The sequence below is a fragment of the Rhodococcus sp. MPR-R1B genome, from assembly GCF_058793255.1.
Map to the genome: position 1 here is coordinate 150,206 of NZ_JBXAFO010000010.1, position 16,868 is coordinate 167,073.

Here is a 16,868-nt window from a genome sequence, read left to right on the forward strand (position 1 = left end):
GTGAGATCTACTCGGAAGCAGCCTCGTCGGCGGCCGGAGCGGCAGCCTCGTCGTTGCCCTCTTCGACCGGGATCAGCGAGATCTTGCCGCGAGCATCGATGTCGGCGATCTCGACGCGGATCTTGGATCCGACGTTGACCACGTCTTCGACCTTGGCAATGCGCTTACCGCTGCCCAGCTTCGAGATGTGCACCAGTCCGTCGCGTCCCGGCAGGAGCGAAACGAAGGCACCGAAGGCGGTGGTCTTGACGACCGTGCCCAGGAACCGCTCGCCGACCTTGGGGAGCTGCGGGTTGGCAATGGCGTTGATCATGTCGATCGCGGCCTGTGCAGACGGTCCATCGGTGGCGCCGACGAACACGGTGCCGTCGTCTTCGATGGAGATGTTGGCACCGGTCTGCTCGGTGATGGAGTTGATCATCTTGCCCTTGGGGCCGATGACCTCACCGATCTTGTCGACGGGGACCTTGATGGCCGTCACGCGGGGAGCGAACGGGCTCATCTCGTCCGGGGTGTCGATGGCTTCCGCCATGACCTCGAGGATCGTGGTCCGTGCGTCCTTGGCCTGCGAGAGTGCACCGGCGAGGACCTGCGACGGGATGCCGTCGAGCTTCGTGTCCAGCTGCAGGGCCGTGACGAAGTCCTTGGTACCTGCGACCTTGAAGTCCATGTCGCCGAAGGCGTCTTCGGCGCCGAGGATGTCGGTCAGCGCGACGTAACGGGTTTCGCCGTCGACCTGGTCGGAAACCAGACCCATGGCGATACCGGCAACCGGAGCGCGAAGCGGCACACCGGCGTTGAGCAGTGCGAGCGTGGACGCGCACACCGAGCCCATCGAGGTGGAACCGTTGGAGCTCAGAGCCTCGGAGACCTGGCGAATCGCGTAAGGGAACTCTTCGACGCTGGGCAGAACCGGCATGAGGGCGCGCTCGGCGAGTGCACCGTGACCGATTTCGCGACGCTTCGGCGAACCGACGCGGCCCGTCTCACCGGTGGAGTACGGCGGGAAGTTGTAATGATGCATGTAGCGCTTGGTGGTCTCGGGACCGAGCGAGTCGACCTGCTGAGCCATCTTCACCATGTCGAGAGTGGTGACACCCAGGATCTGGGTCTCGCCGCGCTCGAACAGTGCGGAGCCGTGTGCGCGCGGGATGATCGCGACCTCGGCGGACAGCGAACGGATGTCCGTGACGCCGCGGCCGTCGATGCGGAACTGATCGCGCAGGATGCGCTGGCGAACCAGCTTCTTGGTGAGCGAGCGGAACGCTGCTCCCAGTTCCTTCTCGCGGCCTTCGAAGTTGGGTGCAACCTGCTCGAGAACCTCGACCTTGACCTCGTCGGTCTTGTCGTCGCGTTCCTGCTTGCCGGCGATTGTCAGTGCGGCATTGAGCTTTTCGGACGCAGCAGCCTCGACGGCAGCAAAAACGTCGTCCTGGTACGCCGGGAAGACCGGGTAGTCACCCGTGGGCTTTGCAGCCTTGGATGCAAGTGCTGCCTGTGCAGCGCACAGGCGTGCGATGAACGGCTTGGCGGCCTCGAGGCCCTCGGCGACAATGGCCTCGGTCGGTGCCTGAGCGCCGTCGGCGATCTTCGCGATGACGTTGTCGGTGGCCTCGGCCTCGACCATCATGATCGCGACGTCGGCGTTGTCACCGCTACCGGAAACGACGCGGCCGGCGACGACCATGTCGAAGACGGCGTTCTCGAGCTGATCGACCGTCGGGAATGCAACCCACTGGCCGGTCTTGTTCTCGTCCGAGACGATGAGTGCAACGCGCACGCCACCGACGGGTCCGGAGAACGGCAGGCCGGCGATCTGCGTCGACGCGGAAGCGGCGTTGATGGCCACGACGTCGTACAGATCCTGGGGGTTGAGGCTCATGACCGTGACGACGACCTGGATCTCGTTACGGAGACCGTCGACGAAGGACGGGCGCAGCGGCCGGTCGATGAGGCGGCAGGTCAGGATCGCGTCGGTGGAGGGGCGTCCCTCACGACGGAAGAACGAACCGGGGATGCGGCCCGCTGCGTACATACGCTCTTCGACGTCCACCGTCAGGGGGAAGAAGTCGAAGTGCTCCTTGGGGTGCTTGCTGGCGCTCGTGGCGGACAGCAGCATGGTCTCGTCGTCCAGGTAAGCAACGACGGCGCCGGCGGCCTGCTGAGCAAGGCGTCCGGTCTCGAAACGGATGGTGCGGGTACCGAAGGACCCGTTGTCGATCACGGCGGTGGATTCGAACACGCCTTCGTCGACCTCTACTACGGAATTCTCTGTCATTCTTTTCTCTTCACTTCCCTCTCGTCTTCGCCGTACCCGCGCGGGCGTTTCCACCCTCCTGGTGGAAACTGCGCACCGAGGGACGTCCCCCTCTTGAATTGCAGACGCTCCTTGCGATGCGAGCGATTTCTGCTTCGGGACGTCACGACGTTCGGGCGGCCGTCGATCGAAGTCCGCCGGAGCTTTCGGGCACTTGCCCGGTCCGGAGAACCACTACCGACAACCGACACCACGTTCTCTGGTGCATACGGTGTGCTGGCTGCGCACTGCACAACTGCGCATAAACAACGGCGCCTGGACAACTGTGCATAGCGCCGACAGCGGAAACTGCCTTGCGGCAGCTAACGCCGAAAGCCAGCGAAGCCCAGTATATGCGTGGCTTCGCCGGCTGACGGAGTGTTCGGCAAACCGAAGCATGCCGTGTTGCTTTCGATCAGCGTCGTGAGAAAAATCTAGCGACGCAGGCCGAGACGCTCGATGAGCGTGCGGTAGCGAGCGACGTCGGTCTTTGCCACGTACTTCAGCAGACGACGACGGCGACCGACCATCAAGAGCAGTCCACGACGCGAGTGGTGGTCATGCTTGTGGGTCTTGAGGTGCTCGGTGAGATCGGTGATGCGCTTGGTGAGCATTGCCACCTGAGCTTCAGGCGATCCCGTGTCGGTCTCGTGCAAGCCGTACTCGCCGAGAACGGCCTTCTTTTCTTCCGTGGTCAATGCCACTTGATTCACTCCTGTGATGACGTTTGCGTGAAAGGAACTAGATCGGGCGCGGCCACCGCAAACCGCAGCACGCACCGAGAGAAGATCCTACCAGCAACAATGAGGCGCTCTCGCCCACCTGGAGCGAATGTGGCGCCCGCCACTGACACAGGAGGAACTCAACCGACGCTGCGTTCTGCATCCTCACTCAGAATCCGGCGTGCGCGTTCGACATCTCGGTTCATTGCCGTGATGAGCGACTCGATCGAGTCGAACTTCTCCATACCGCGAATCCGCGAAACCAGGTCGACCGCGACGTGTTGTCCGTACAGGTCAGCTTCGGTGTCGAGAACGTATGCCTCGACGGTTCGGGTCCGGCCGGAGAAGGTCGGATTGGTACCCACAGACACCGCGGCTTGGTATCGGCGACCGGGAACGACGGTTCCGAGTTCCTCGCCGGCACCGAGCACCGTGAACCACGCCGCGTACACGCCGTCGGCCGGAATCGCCGAAAACATCGGCGGTGCAACGTTGGCCGTCGGGAACCCCAACTCGCGTCCACGCTTGTCACCGTGGACGACCACACCTTCGACACGATGTGGACGGCCCAGAGCTTCGGTAGCCGCTTCCATGTCGCCTGCGTCGACGCACGAGCGGATGTAGGTCGACGAGAACGTCACCGCATGCTCGGCGAGCAGCTGGACGCCGTCGACGGCAAAGCCGAAGCGAGCGCCCATTTCACGAAGAAGATCGACATTGCCGAGCGCCTTCTTGCCGAAGGTGAAGTTGTCCCCCACCACGACCTCGGCGACATGTAGACGTTCGACGAGAATCTCGTGGACGTAGCGCTCCGGCGTCAGCTTCATGAAATCAGCGGTGAACGGCATCACGCAGAACACGTCGATGCCCAGATCCTGAGCCAATTCCGCACGCCGTTGCAGCGTCGTCAACTGGGCTGGATGACTACCCGGCCGCACAACCTCCATGGGATGCGGGTCGAACGTCATCAACACGCTCGGAACACCACGTTTGCGGGCAGCGGTAACCGCTCTCGCTATCAATTGGGCATGCCCACGATGCACACCGTCGAACACACCGATAGTGAGCACACAACGACCCCAATCGGCCGGAACTTCGTCGAGACCACGCCATCTCAGCACGATTGGCAGCCTACGGGTCCACCGGCGGCGGGTCACGTTCGGACCCGCCCAGCGAATCACCGCTGTGCTGCCGCTCACGTACGGAAGTTCCGGATTTCGTAGCCTAAGCTAAGCGTTGTGGCAGCTCACAAGACCGGAACCTCGGAAGCATCATCGACGTCGGATGGCGACAGCACTTCGGCGCACGACGCGGCAATCGACACGCTCGCACTCTCGTCGGTGGCCCAGGACTACCTCAAGGTCATCTGGACTATCCAGGAGTGGTCCCACGAGCGGGTTTCCACCAAGCTCCTGTCCGAGAAAATGAGCGTCTCGGCCTCGACGGTGTCCGAGGCGATCCGCAAACTCTCGGACCAGGGCCTGGTCGATCACGCCCGCTACGGATCCATCGCCCTGACCGACAGCGGCCGCGCCGCCGCCGTCTCCATGGTCCGGCGCCACCGGTTGATCGAGACCTATCTGGTTCAGGAACTCGGATACGGCTGGGACGAAGTCCACGACGAGGCCGAAGTCCTCGAACACGCCGTTTCCGATCTGATGATCTCGCGGATGGACGCCAAACTGGGCTTCCCCGAACGTGACCCGCACGGTGATCCCATTCCCGCCACCGACGGTTCGGTGCCGACTCCCCCGGCCCGCCAGCTCAGCGACTTCGCCAACGGTGAGCGGGGCCGCGTTGCCCGGATCTCCGATTCCGATCCCGAAATGCTCCGGTACTTCGATTCCGTCGGCGTCAGTCTCGATGTCGAGATCACCGTCGAGGAGCGCCGCGATTTCGCCGGGACAGTGTCCGTTCGACTCGGCGACAGCCCCAACACCATCGACTTGGGAAGTCCAGTCGCTCAAGCAATTTGGCTCGTCTAGCCGAGGTAGTCAAAGCGGCAGTCGGTATCGGCGTTCCACGGGCCGGACGCCGTCGGTCCGGGTCCAGTCGGCGAGCCTCTCGTCGACGTACACCCACCCTCGACGCTCGTACAGTGCGATCGCCGGCAGAGCGTCGTCGACGACGTCGAGCACCAGTTCCAACCGACTCTCGGCTGCGAAGTCCGTCACGGCATCGAGTAGCGCATCGCTGAGGCCGTTTCCACGTGAGCCGGGATGAACGAACAATCGCGACACGGCTATCGATCCCGCGGTTGTGGGCGCACCTGCGACCTCGCTGTCGACGGCCACATGACCGACAACACGACCGTCGCTCTCACCGACCCACGCCTTCACCACCGTGGGCGAACTGAGCCAGCGGTGCGGGTTCTGCGGCCACGTGTTCGGATATCCGTCGCACTCGTGGACCTGTGCCAGCGCATCGACGCAACCGTCGAGGTCGCCGTCGACACGCTCGCGGACGATCACCCGCGAAGCGTCGCCGGTCGCACGACCATCACCGAACTGGCGCGTCGACCCTTCTCCTGCAGAAGCGCAATCGTGTGACCGGTGGGATCGATCGCCGCACAGATCCCCTTCATCCCGATCGGCTCGAGCCAGCGCCCCTGGCTGATCGCCTCGGCTTCCTCCGCCGTGATCTGCCGATGCGGAAAAGCCGTCTGCGCGGCCTGATCGATGTCGAGGCTCACACCCGGCTGATCCGCGAGATCTTCGAGCGTGCGCGCATGTTCGAGAGTGAACGGCCCGACGCGGGTGCGGCGCAATGCCGTCAAATGACCGCCGACGCCCAATTCACGACCGAGGTCGCGGGCAAGCGAGCGGATGTACGTACCGGACGAGCACTCCACGTCGACGTCCAGATCGACGAAGCCACCCGGGACATCTCGCCGAGCCAGAACCTCGAAAGTCGACACCGTTACCGGGCGCGGCGCCAGCTCGACGGTTTCTCCCGCACGCACCAGAGCATGTGCGCGCTGACCGTCCACCTTGATAGCGCTCACGCTTGCCGGGATCTGCTTGATGTCCCCGGTCAGCGTGGCCACGATCGCCGCGATCTCCGCGTCCGTCACCTGCGAAGCGTCTGCGGAGGTCAGGACCTCCCCCTCGGCATCGTCCGTGTCCGTCGCTGCCCCGAGGCGAATGGTCGCCGAGTACGCCTTGGTTGTCAGCGCCAGGAGTCCGAGCAACTTGGTCGCACGCTCGACGCCGAGAACGAGAACACCGGTCGCCATGGGATCCAGCGTCCCGGCGTGTCCCACCTTCCGGGTGTTCAACAACTTGCGGCACCGAGCGACCACGTCGTGGCTGGTGATACCCGCCTCTTTGTCGACAATCAGAATTCCGGCGCCGACAAGACCGGAGGAAGGCTTTTCACGAGCTGACACGTGTGCCGATTCTGCCAGTCGCGCTCACTGCACCGAAATTGCCGTCAGGATGAGTCCGTCCGACACCAACCACCTGCCGTCGAAAGAGGTGAGCGGCGGACCGGACGTCGCCTCACCGGGGACCAGCAGACGCGAGTTGAAAGTGCCGGACGTTTCCGACTCCGCCTCGAACGTGATGTGGGCGTCCTCGAAACCCAACCAGCGCCCGGTGAGTGGAAACCACGCCTTGTACGTGGCTTCCTTCGCGCAGAAGAGCACTCGATCCCAGTGCACCGGACCGCCGGTTTCCTGAGTGTCCAACCACGTTCGTTCCGCCTCGATGCTGACCGCGGGCAATACCCCGTCCGGCAGCGGGCCGTGCGGTTCGGCGTCGATACCGAGTGAGCGGACCTGCATGGAGTACGCCAGGACAGCGCCGCGGTAGCCGTCGCAATGGGCGAGGCTCCCGACCACTCCCTGCGGCCAGAGCGGCGCACCACGCTCACCGCGCATGACAGCGGCAGACGGAACACCGAGCTTGCCCATCGCCTGACGCGCAAGGTGCCGGGTGGTCACGAACTCACGACGACGCTTCTCGACCGCGCGGCCGATCAACGCCTCCTCACTGGGGTGCGGAACCAGACCGGGCGGATCCACGAAGGCCTCGGCCGTCGCAACTCCACCGGGAAGAATCTGTTCGATCACGTAGCGATACCTCTCAGCGTCCGGCGCGCATGCGCTCGACTTCGGCTTCCTGCTCCGGCGTGACCTTGAAGTGGCCACCCCACTTGTTGAGCGTTCCCGGCGGGTACTCCGGAACGGGAAGAATCTGACGCAACAACTTCTCCGGCAGTCCACGCCGACGCCACTCGCGCGGGTATCCGAGTGAGACTTCCTCGAAGCGGACGCCGTCGTAGTACGTGGTTCGAGGGATGTGCAGGTGCCCGTACACCGAGCACACCGCGTTGTACTTCACGTGCCAGTCGGCGGTCGCGGTGGTTCCGCACCACAGTGCGAACTCCGGATACATGAGTACGTCCGTCGGCTGCCGGACCATCGGGAAATGGTTCACGAGAACGGTTCTTGTGCCTTCGGGAAGCGCATCCAACCGCGCCTGGGTGTAGTCGATCCTCGCCCGGCACCATGCGTCGCGCGTCGCATACGGCTGCGGTGAGAGTAGGAACTCGTCGGTGGCGACGACGTTCTTGTCACGCGCGATCTCGAGCCCGTGTTCCTTGTCTCGCGCACCTTCCGGCAGGAAGGAGTAGTCGTAGAGAAGAAACATCGGGACGACCGTGACCGGTCCATCGTCTCCCTCCCACACCGGGAACGGGTCCTCGGGTGTGATGACGTCGAGTTCGCGGCACATGTTGACCAGGTACTCGTAGCGCGGCGCTCCGTGAATCTGAACCGGATCCTTGGCGGTCGTCCACAGTTCGTGGTTGCCCGGAATCCAGATGACCTTTGCGAATCGGCTGCGAAGGAGCTTCAACGCCCACCGAATGTCGTCAGTTTTCTCGGAAACATCTCCGGCGAGAATGAGCCAGTCGTCAGGCGAATCCGGAAACAGTTCCTCCGTCATCGGCTTGTTGCCGTTGTGACCGACATGAATGTCGCTCACCGCCATCAGCTTTGCTGCCACGATCCCTCTGCTTCCTCAGTTGAACTTCCGCGCTTCGCCGTCGCCGGACCTGTCACTGCCCACTTGCCGGAAAACGCTCGCCACGACACCGCGACCATCCGAAGTACTACGAACACGGTAAGCCCTGCCCAAATTCCGGCGAGCCCCCAGTCGTAGGCGAGAGAGAGCCAGATCGCGGGCAGAAACCCGAGAACTGCGCACAGCATGGTCGCGTTGCGCAGAAACACCACGTCCCCGGCGCCGAGTAGAACACCGTCGAGTGCGAAGACGATTCCCGCCACCGGCATGATCGCGACGAAGAACCACCATGCGATCGACATCTGACCGAGCACCTCGGCGTCGGACGTGAAGAGTCCGGGGATCACGGAGTGGCCGGCGGCGAAGAAGATCGCGAGCACCACGGCAAATACCGTCGACCATGCGGTGATCCGCCAGGTCATCCTTTTCGCCGCGGCTGCGAATCCACCGCCGAGCGCCGCTCCGATCAGCGTCTGAGCTGCGATCGCCAAGGAATCGAGAAGGAGCGAAACCAGGTTCCACAGTTGGAGGACGACTTGGTGTGCACCGACTACAGCCGCACCGAACCTCGACGCCACTGCAGCCGCGGAAACGAAACACGCTTGGAATGCGAGGCTGCGCAGAATCAGGTCACGGCCCATCAGCATCTGCGCCCGCATGATCGCAAAATGTGGTCGAGCCGAAACCGGTTCACGAAAGAGCGCCCAGGCGAACAGCACACCCGAAACACTCTGGCCCACCAGATTCGCAACAGCTGATCCTTCAAGTTCCAGACGCGGAGCACCGAGCAAGCCATGCACCAGAATCGGACACAACACCGCCGAAATACCCAGGCCGACAAGGACGAACCGCAGCGGTCGCACCGTGTTCTGAACCCCGCGCATCCAGCCGTTGCCGGCCAGGGCCACCAGGATGAGTGGAACACCCAACACCGCTATCCGGAGCCAACTTTCCGCAGCCGCGGCGATGTCGGGAGTCCCGGCCACCGCCGAAGTCAGCGGGCCGGCGATCACCTGCACGATCACGACCAAGGCCAAGCCGATCGCGGCCGCCAGCCAGGTCGCCTGAACACCCTCACCCACCGCGTCGCGCTCGCGGCCCGCCCCGTGAAGCCGTGCGGCCCGCGCCGTGGTGCCGTACGACAAGAAGGTCAGCTGCGTACTCACCAACGACAGGATCAGACCACCGACTGCCAACCCGGCCAGCGGGAGTGCCCCGAGTCGGCCGACCACGGCGATGTCGAACAACAGATAGAGGGGTTCGGCTGCCAGCACCCCGAGTGCCGGAAACGCCAGGGAAAAGATTCGTCGCCCAGTGACGTCGAAATCAGCTGCCGAAGATCCCGCCGAGGTGGCGTCAGATTCGCTCAATGCCGCGGATTCAGCCGAGTGCCGCGACGAGCGCGGCAACAATCTCGTCGCTGGAACTGGTCGACGTGTATCCGGCCGACAGCCGATGTCCGCCGCCACCAAGACTTTCAGCGACCGCCGACACGTCGATCGCCGACTTTGCACGCAACGAGATCGACCAGCTTCCGGAAACCGACTCTTTGAGTACTGCGGCAACTTCGGCTTCCGAAGTGGTTCGCACGATATCGACGACGCTCTCGATCTCCTCGGAGCGAAGATCGCCGATGTCACTGCGTCGGATGACCGCGTACACCAGCCCACGGCCGTCCGCGGCTTCCGGGACCAGCACCGCGGACCCGAGTACCGAAGCCAGCATCGGCAACCACCCGAATGGATGGGTGTCGAGCAGCTTTCGCGCAATCGCGTCGCCGTCGATGCCGGTCGCCAGCAAACGCGCCGCGAGCACGTGCGGAAGCGGACCTCCCCACCGGAAGGAGCCGGTGTCGGTGACCAGTCCGGCATAGAGACAGTGCGCGATATCGCGATCGATCGCGACTCCCCACGCATCGAAGAATCGTGCGATGAGCGCCGTCGTCGAAGCCGCGGTTTCGTCGACGACGTTGATACTTCCGAATTCGGAATTGGAGCGATGGTGATCAAGGACGATCGTGCGATTCGCGCCGGCGAGTCGACTCGACAACTCACCGAGACGGCCCTCGCTGCCGACATCCACCGTCACCAGTACATCGACACTTTCCCGAACATCAGTGGGCGCCACGAGCAAGTGGAGACCGGGGAAATCGCGCATCGACTCGGGCAGCACCGACGGCCGACTGAACGCGACCTGCACCGAAACTCCCCGACGCTCGAGAACGAGACCGAGTGCAAGTCCGCTGCCGATCGTGTCCGCATCCGGCTGCACATGGCAGAGAATTGTCACCGTGTGTGCCGATTCGAGAACCTCGGCCACCTGAGCGAACTTCGCCTCGCAGGGGTCGACGTCCGAAAGTGCGGTGATCGTCATTCTCGGTGCGCGTCAGTCGGCTTCACGAACATCTGGCGACGCCTCGTCTTCGTCCGAAGCCACTCGCGGCTCCTTGTACGGATCTGCATCTCCGGCCGGTTGTGCATTCTCACGCGCCTTGGCGACCTCGTCGTCGGCGGCCTTGGCACGGGCCAGCAGTTCTTCCATATGACGCGCGGTGTCGGGAACGGTATCGGCGACAAACGTCAGAGTCGGTGTGAAGCGAACTCCGGTTCCGGCACCGACCTTCGAGCGCAGAACACCCTTGGCCTTCTCGAGACCTGCGGCGGCGGCTTCCACATCGGGTGCGGAATCGACCTTCTCGCCCATGACTGTGTAGTACACCGTCGCGTCGTGCAGATCGTTGGTGACCTTGGTGTCCGTGATGGTCACGAATGCGAGTCGCGGATCCTTGATCTCGTGATCGATCGCCGTCGCGACGATGGTTCCGATACGCTTTGCCAACTTGCGTGCCCGGGCTGGATCTACCATGACTGTCAGTCTCCTCTACCTGGCCACTCGAATCGAGGTGACTCGATCGATCAAAGTTCTGGTTAACAAGAATTATTCCCGACAACAGTCTCGTCCATCGGCTACCCGGCAACCAAATCACCATCGGTAGAGGTCAGTTGTCGCATGCGTCGAGCGTGAGCACAAACACCGCCACAGTTGGTCCCGAAGCCACCGAATCCCTTGCCGACGAACTCGATTCGTTACGGCGTCTGGAAGAGTGGCTAAGCGACACAGATCGGTGACGCTCAGTCTTCCGGGCCGAAAATTCGCCTTCGCACAGCCAGCAACTGAATCTCCGGACGCTCGGCGACCGCCCGCTCACAATGATCGAGAACGTCGTGCAGGTGATCGACGGACGAACTGACCACACCGACGCCCACGAGCGCACGACGCAGGCGTCCCTGCTCCCCCGCCTCCGCTGCACTCACACCGAATCGACGGAGTTCCGTCAGGATCGGCGACAGCATCGAACGCTTTTCCTTGAGTGAGTGGACATCGCCGAAAAGGATGTCGAACTCCAGTGCCCCTACAAACATTTTCCCCCTAGACAGAGCCGAATGGACTCTCTCGGACTTGTATGTTCAAGTCCGAGAGAGTCCATGTCAGCTAGTACTCACGTGCGTCCGCCCCAACGCCCGTGTCGACATAATCAGTCGCGCGGCTTCTCGCGAAGCTCGTAGCACTCGAGAACGTCACCGATCTTGATATCGGAATAGGTGACGGTCAAACCACATTCGTAGCCTTCGCGAACCTCGGTAGCGTCTTCCTTCTCCCGCTTGAGCGAGGAGATGGTGACCGTCTCGGCGATGACCTTGCTGTCGCGGATGAGACGTGCCTTGGCGTTGCGACGGATGCTGCCCGACGTGACCAAGCAACCGGCAATGTTGCCGATCTTGGACGAACGGAACATGGCGCGGATCTCTGCCTTGCCCAGCTCGACCTCTTCGTACACCGGCTTGAGCAGACCCTTGAGTGCCTTTTCGACCTCGTCGATGGCCTGGTAGATCACCGAGTAGTAGCGAATGTCGACGCCCTCACGGTTCGCCAGCTCCGTTGCCTTGCCTTCGGCGCGGACGTTGAAGCCGATGATGATCGCGTTGGACGCAGCAGCCAGGTTGACGTTGGTCTCCGTGATGCCACCGACACCGCGGTCGATGACGCGCAACTGCACCTCGTCGTCGATCGGAATTCCGAGGAGAGCCTCTTCGAGGGCCTCCACGGTTCCCGAGTTGTCACCCTTGAGGATCAAGTTCAGCTGTGAATGTTCCTTCAGAGCTGCATCGAGATCGTCGAGGCTGATGCGCTTACGACTCTTCGCTGCAAGCGCGTTGCGCTTACGTGCGTTGCGACGGTCCGCGATCTGACGAGCGATACGGTCCTCGTCGACCACGAGCAGGTTGTCGCCTGCACCGGGGACCGACGTGAAGCCGATGACCTGGACCGGACGTGAAGGCAGTGCCTCGTGGACGTCCTGACCGTGCTCGTCCACCATGCGGCGGACGCGGCCGTAAGCATCGCCGGCAACGATCGAGTCGCCGACCCGCAGCGTTCCGCGCTGAATGAGCACGGTAGCGACGGGGCCGCGGCCACGGTCGAGGTGCGCCTCGATGGCAACACCCTGAGCGTCCATGTCCGGGTTGGCGCGCAGATCCAGGGAAGCGTCGGCCGTCAACAGCACTGCTTCGAGCAGTGCGTCGATGTTGAGACCCTGCTTCGCCGAGATGTCGACGAACATGGTGTCTCCGCCGTATTCCTCGGCCACCAGTCCGTACTCGGTGAGCTGCTGCCGGATCTTGTCCGGGTTCGCGCCTTCCTTGTCGATCTTGTTCACCGCGACCACGATCGGCACGTCGGCCGCCTGGGCGTGGTTGATCGCTTCCACCGTCTGCGGCATGACGCCGTCGTCGGCTGCGACAACAAGGATCGCGAGGTCGGTGGCCTTGGCACCACGAGCACGCATGGCCGTGAAGGCCTCGTGACCGGGGGTGTCGATGAACGTCACGAGACGCTCGTTGCCCTCGAGCTCGGTCAGCACCTGGTAGGCACCGATGTGCTGCGTGATGCCGCCGGCTTCGCCCTCACGGACATTCGCCTTACGGATCACGTCGAGCAGACGGGTCTTACCGTGGTCGACGTGGCCCATGACGGTGACCACAGGCGGACGGGACTCGAGGTCCTCTTCTCCGCCGGCGTCCTCGCCGTAGGTGAGGTCGAAGCTGTCGAGCAGCTCGCGATCCTCGTCCTCCGGGCTGACGACCTGCACGACGTAGTTCATTTCGCCGCCGAGCAGCTCCAGCGTCTCGTCGTTGACCGACTGAGTTGCCGTGACCATCTCACCGAGGTTGAACAACGCCTGCACGAGTGCTGCGGGGTTCGCGTCGATCTTGTCCGCGAAGTCCGACAGCGATGCGCCGCGAGCGAGACGGATGGTCTCGCCGTTGCCGCGTGGCAGCCTGACGCCGCCGACTGCGGGAGCCTGCATGCTTTCGTACTCGGCGCGCTTCGCCCGCTTCGACTTACGTCCACGGCGAACTGCTCCGCCGGGACGACCGAATGCACCTGCCGCTGCGCCGCGCTGACCGGGACGGCCACCGCCGCCGGGACGACCGCGGAATCCACCGGCCGGAGCTGCTCCACCGGGAGCACCTGCACCAGCACCGGCGCCGGGAGCGCCGCCACCGCGGTATCCACCGCCGCCACCCGGACGACCACCGGGAGCGCCACCGGGACGACCCGGACGTCCGCCGCCACCGGGCGCGGGACGAGCGGAACGAGCAGGCATTGCACCCGGGTTCGGGCGAGGAGGCATGGAGCCGGGGCTGGGACGGGGTCCGCCCTGACCTGCAGGCGGACGGGGTCCACCCTGACCGGGAGCCGGACGGGGACCGCCCTGACCCGGAGCCGGACGAGAACCGCCCTGACCGGGAGCCGGACGGGGACCGCCCTGACCTGGAGCCGGACGAGAACCGCCCTGACCTGCGCCCGGACGCGGTGCGCCGGGAGCCGGACGAGGTGCCGGACGCTCGGCGGGTGCCGAGGAGTACGGGTTGTTACCGACGCGAGGTGCCTTCGGTCCCGGACGCGGTCCGCCGGGCTTTGCGCCGGTGGACGGTGCGGCCGGAGCCGCGGGGGCTGCCGGTGCCGACGCTGCGGGAGCAGCCGGAGCCGGACGTGCCGGCTGTGCTGGTTTCGGAGCGTTGAACGTCGGGGTGGGGACCGGCGCTGACGGTGCTGCCGGAGCAGCGGCTGCGGGAGCCGCGGGGGCTGCCGGGGCCGGAGCTGCGGGAGCAGCCGGTGCGGGTGCGGCCGGCTTGGGGCCGGGACGCGGTGCGCCAGGCTTTGCAGCCGACGGCGACGGTGCGCCGGGCTTTGCCGCGGGGCGAGCCGCCGGAGCGGCTGCGCCGGTCTCGGACTTGGTTTCTGCTCCGCCTGCCGACGGGAATGACTCCCGCAGACGACGGGCGACGGGCGCCTCCACTGTGGATGACGCAGACTTCACGAACTCGCCTTGCTCCTTGAGCGTTGCGAGTAGTTCCTTGCTGGTGACACCGAGTTCTTTAGCCAACTCGTGCACGCGGGCCTTGCCTGCCACTGCTCTCCTCACTGATGAGGTCGAGCAGGAGGCATCCCACAGATGTGGGTCCCGCACGACCTCGGGTTATCGCCGATGGACGTTCATCGTTGGTGCTTCACGGTGTGCTCATGAGTGCTTGTGCCTGTTCTTCTCGAGAGGTACTGCTTTTGTGTGAACTGCGTCGACCAGCTGGTCGACAGCGGACGTGTCCAGATTTCCGGACACTCGCAGTGCTCTGCTGAATGCTCGGCGCCGCTCTGCCAGGCTCAGACAACTCGGATCCAGGTGCAGCCATGCACCTCGACCGGGGAGTCTTCGCGATACGTCGGGGACGAGCGGGGAACCCTCCGGCCCCTGCTCACCAACCACGACCCTCAACAGATCGACAGCCGACCCTTGTTCCCTGCATCCCACACACGTTCTGACCGGCGAACCGGGTTTCACGCGCGCAGAATCCGAGGACTCACGTCGAACCATTGTCCACTCTACCGCCGAACCGTCTCGATCACTGCATTCCACCGTTATCCGTTGGACGTGGCGGGCCGGTCGGACGCGTCGCCAACGGGTGCCGCATCGCTACGAATGTCGATACGCCAACCCGTCAACCGCGCAGCCAGGCGGGCATTTTGACCCTCTTTTCCGATGGCCAACGAAAGCTGGAAATCGGGCACGATGACACGGGCCGCACGAGCCTCGGGATCGACGACAGTGACGGAGACCACTTTCGACGGGGAAAGTGCGTTGCCCACAAACGTCGCGGGATCTTCGTCGAAGTCGATGATGTCGATCTTCTCCCCCGCGAGTTCGCTCATGACGTTGCGGACGCGCTGACCCATCGGGCCGATGCATGCACCCTTTGCGTTGAGCCCCTGCACACGTGAGGCGACGGCGATCTTGGAACGATGCCCCGCTTCGCGCGCGACGTTGATGATCTCGACGCTGCCGTCCGCAATCTCTGGAACCTCGAGTGCGAACAACTTGCGAACCAGGTTCGGGTGGGTCCGCGAGAGGGTGATCTGTGGGCCGCGGGCTCCGCGAGCAACCCCGACGACGTAGCACTTGATGCGCTCACCGTGCTCGTAGTTCTCGCCGGGAACCTGTTCTGCAGGCGGCAACAATCCTTCGGCGCCATTGGATTCGCTGCCGATTCGGACGACGACCATTCCGCGGGAATTCGCACGCGTGTCACGCTGAATGACACCGCCGACGATTTCACCCTCATGGGTCGAGAACTCACCGAAACTGCGCTCGTGCTCGGCGTCGCGCAGACGCTGCAGGATGACCTGGCGTGCGGTGGTGGCCGCGATGCGTCCGAATCCCTCGGGAGTGTCGTCCCACTCCTCACCGATCATGTTGCCGTCGGCATCGGTGTCGTGCGCCATCACTCGCACCGAACCGGTCTTGATGTTGACATCGATCCGAGCGTTCTGCTTGTGCCCCTCGGTGTGGCGGTACGCCGTCAGCAGCGCGGTCTGGATCGTGGCGATCACAGTTTCGATCGAGACACCTTTTTCGGCTTCGATCGCTCGCAACGCTGCAATGTCGATATTCACTTGTCGAACCCTTCTTCGTTTTCTACGTCTTCTAATTCTGCTTCGTCGTCTTCGACACTGTCCACGCCCGAGTCCTCGGTGAGGTCAACCGCATCGGAGGGAACTGCGCGCCCCTCCGGGATGCCGCCCGCGAGTTCCAACTCCGCCTCACTGGGCTTCGAGAACTCCACCTGAACTACAGCCTTCTGAACGTCGCCCAGTGCAATCTCGCGCACGGTCAGTCCGCCACGGCCACCGATGACAACTGCCACGGAATCGTCGTTCAACGTTCCGATACGGCCCACCACGGTCTCGCCGGCCAGATCGATTCGCGCTTTACGTCCGCGAGCCCGACGCCAGTGACGATCGAGCGTCAGTGGGCGATCGATTCCCGGAGAGGTCACCTCGAGGGTGTACGGCGTTTCACCGATTTCCTCGAGGGTGTCGAAAAGTTCCGAAACGAGTCTGCTGATCTCCGCGGCGGCATCGAGCTCGATCCCGGCATCGCTGTCGACCATGATGCGCACCGCGCTGTGCTTGCCCGCACTGGTCACGACAACGTCTTCGACGTCATAACCCTGGGCGTGCACGAGTTCGGAGATCAGCTCGATCACCCTCTCCCTGGATGGCACCGGCATCTCGCGAACTCCTCATTTCAGTTGTCGTCGATTGTCCGACTTGTGTCGACTGTCGACGTGGGCGGCTGCGAGCATGAAAAGACACCAGGTGCCACATGCTGCAAGCATCCAAGAGTACCGCTCATTGCGCGTCTCCGTGACCAGAGTGCCCGACGCACGTCACACTTGAACACGTGCCGCGGATTCGAACGAT

At 63.8% G+C, this 16,868-nt stretch carries 16 protein-coding genes; 1 reads left to right on the forward strand and 15 read right to left on the reverse strand.

What is annotated here, in order from left to right:
• Positions 1–7: 7 nt before the first annotated feature.
• The 3 genes from AC1Q61_RS16320 to AC1Q61_RS16330 all read right to left on the reverse strand — a co-directional run bounded on the left by AC1Q61_RS16320 (position 8) and on the right by AC1Q61_RS16330 (position 4,139).
• The gene (locus AC1Q61_RS16320) at positions 8–2,278 is read right to left on the reverse strand and encodes a polyribonucleotide nucleotidyltransferase (RefSeq protein WP_003942275.1); all 2,271 of its coding nucleotides are present in this window, start codon (positions 2,276–2,278) and stop codon (positions 8–10) included.
• A 452-nt stretch (positions 2,279–2,730) separates the two neighbouring features.
• Positions 2,731–3,000 carry a 30S ribosomal protein S15 gene (rpsO, locus tag AC1Q61_RS16325; RefSeq protein WP_007735061.1) on the reverse strand — a complete coding sequence of 90 codons (270 nt, stop codon included), beginning with the start codon at positions 2,998–3,000 and terminating at the stop codon, positions 2,731–2,733.
• A 158-nt stretch (positions 3,001–3,158) separates the two neighbouring features.
• Positions 3,159–4,139, reverse strand: a complete 981-nt coding sequence (locus AC1Q61_RS16330) for a bifunctional riboflavin kinase/FAD synthetase (protein ID WP_003942148.1) — start codon at positions 4,137–4,139, stop codon at positions 3,159–3,161.
• A gap of 117 nt (positions 4,140–4,256) precedes the next feature.
• On the opposite strand from AC1Q61_RS16330, the gene AC1Q61_RS16335 reads away from it, so the two are divergent.
• Positions 4,257–5,003: a metal-dependent transcriptional regulator gene (locus tag AC1Q61_RS16335; RefSeq protein ID WP_030535607.1), complete on the forward strand. Its 747-nt coding sequence runs from the start codon at positions 4,257–4,259 to the stop codon at positions 5,001–5,003.
• A gap of 9 nt (positions 5,004–5,012) precedes the next feature.
• Here the strand turns inward: AC1Q61_RS16335 and AC1Q61_RS16340 are convergent, their stop codons facing one another.
• The 12 genes from AC1Q61_RS16340 to rimP all read right to left on the reverse strand — a co-directional run bounded on the left by AC1Q61_RS16340 (position 5,013) and on the right by rimP (position 16,675).
• Positions 5,013–5,489: a GNAT family N-acetyltransferase gene (locus AC1Q61_RS16340; RefSeq protein WP_030535608.1), complete on the reverse strand. Its 477-nt coding sequence runs from the start codon at positions 5,487–5,489 to the stop codon at positions 5,013–5,015.
• Positions 5,486–6,406 (reverse strand): tRNA pseudouridine(55) synthase TruB, encoded by a 921-nt coding sequence (gene truB, locus AC1Q61_RS16345; RefSeq protein ID WP_020907442.1) that lies wholly within the window; start codon positions 6,404–6,406, stop codon positions 5,486–5,488. The genes AC1Q61_RS16340 and truB overlap by 4 nt, the downstream gene beginning before the upstream one ends.
• Positions 6,407–6,430: 24 nt before the next feature.
• Positions 6,431–7,090 carry a 4'-phosphopantetheinyl transferase family protein gene (locus AC1Q61_RS16350; protein ID WP_003942126.1) on the reverse strand — a complete coding sequence of 220 codons (660 nt, stop codon included), beginning with the start codon at positions 7,088–7,090 and terminating at the stop codon, positions 6,431–6,433.
• A 13-nt stretch (positions 7,091–7,103) separates the two neighbouring features.
• Complete coding sequence (locus tag AC1Q61_RS16355) at positions 7,104–8,027, reverse strand: metallophosphoesterase family protein (protein ID WP_042922556.1); 924 nt, start codon at positions 8,025–8,027, stop codon at positions 7,104–7,106.
• Complete coding sequence (locus AC1Q61_RS16360) at positions 8,012–9,415, reverse strand: MATE family efflux transporter (RefSeq protein ID WP_054188593.1); 1,404 nt, start codon at positions 9,413–9,415, stop codon at positions 8,012–8,014. The genes AC1Q61_RS16355 and AC1Q61_RS16360 overlap by 16 nt, the downstream gene beginning before the upstream one ends.
• A 10-nt stretch (positions 9,416–9,425) precedes the next feature.
• On the reverse strand, positions 9,426–10,418 hold the full coding sequence (locus AC1Q61_RS16365) for a DHH family phosphoesterase (protein ID WP_042922553.1): 993 nt from the start codon (positions 10,416–10,418) through the stop codon (positions 9,426–9,428).
• Between the two features lie 12 nt (positions 10,419–10,430).
• Entirely contained in the window at positions 10,431–10,910 is a 480-nt protein-coding gene (gene rbfA / locus AC1Q61_RS16370) for a 30S ribosome-binding factor RbfA (RefSeq protein WP_003942248.1), read from the reverse strand.
• Positions 10,911–11,176: 266 nt separating this feature from the next.
• A complete protein-coding gene (locus AC1Q61_RS16375; protein WP_003942205.1) occupies positions 11,177–11,467 on the reverse strand; it encodes a DUF503 domain-containing protein in 291 nt (96 codons plus the stop codon).
• Between the two features lie 113 nt (positions 11,468–11,580).
• Positions 11,581–14,523, reverse strand: coding sequence for a translation initiation factor IF-2 (gene infB, locus AC1Q61_RS16380; protein ID WP_215515861.1), 2,943 nt, complete (start codon positions 14,521–14,523; stop codon positions 11,581–11,583).
• 108 nt (positions 14,524–14,631) lie between these two features.
• Positions 14,632–14,982 carry a YlxR family protein gene (locus tag AC1Q61_RS16385; protein WP_019748063.1) on the reverse strand — a complete coding sequence of 117 codons (351 nt, stop codon included), beginning with the start codon at positions 14,980–14,982 and terminating at the stop codon, positions 14,632–14,634.
• A gap of 44 nt (positions 14,983–15,026) precedes the next feature.
• Positions 15,027–16,058: a transcription termination factor NusA gene (gene nusA, locus AC1Q61_RS16390; protein WP_003942738.1), complete on the reverse strand. Its 1,032-nt coding sequence runs from the start codon at positions 16,056–16,058 to the stop codon at positions 15,027–15,029.
• Positions 16,055–16,675 (reverse strand): ribosome maturation factor RimP, encoded by a 621-nt coding sequence (gene rimP / locus AC1Q61_RS16395; RefSeq protein WP_003942795.1) that lies wholly within the window; start codon positions 16,673–16,675, stop codon positions 16,055–16,057. Before rimP ends, nusA begins: the two co-directional genes overlap by 4 nt.
• Between the last annotated feature and the right edge of the window lie 193 nt (positions 16,676–16,868).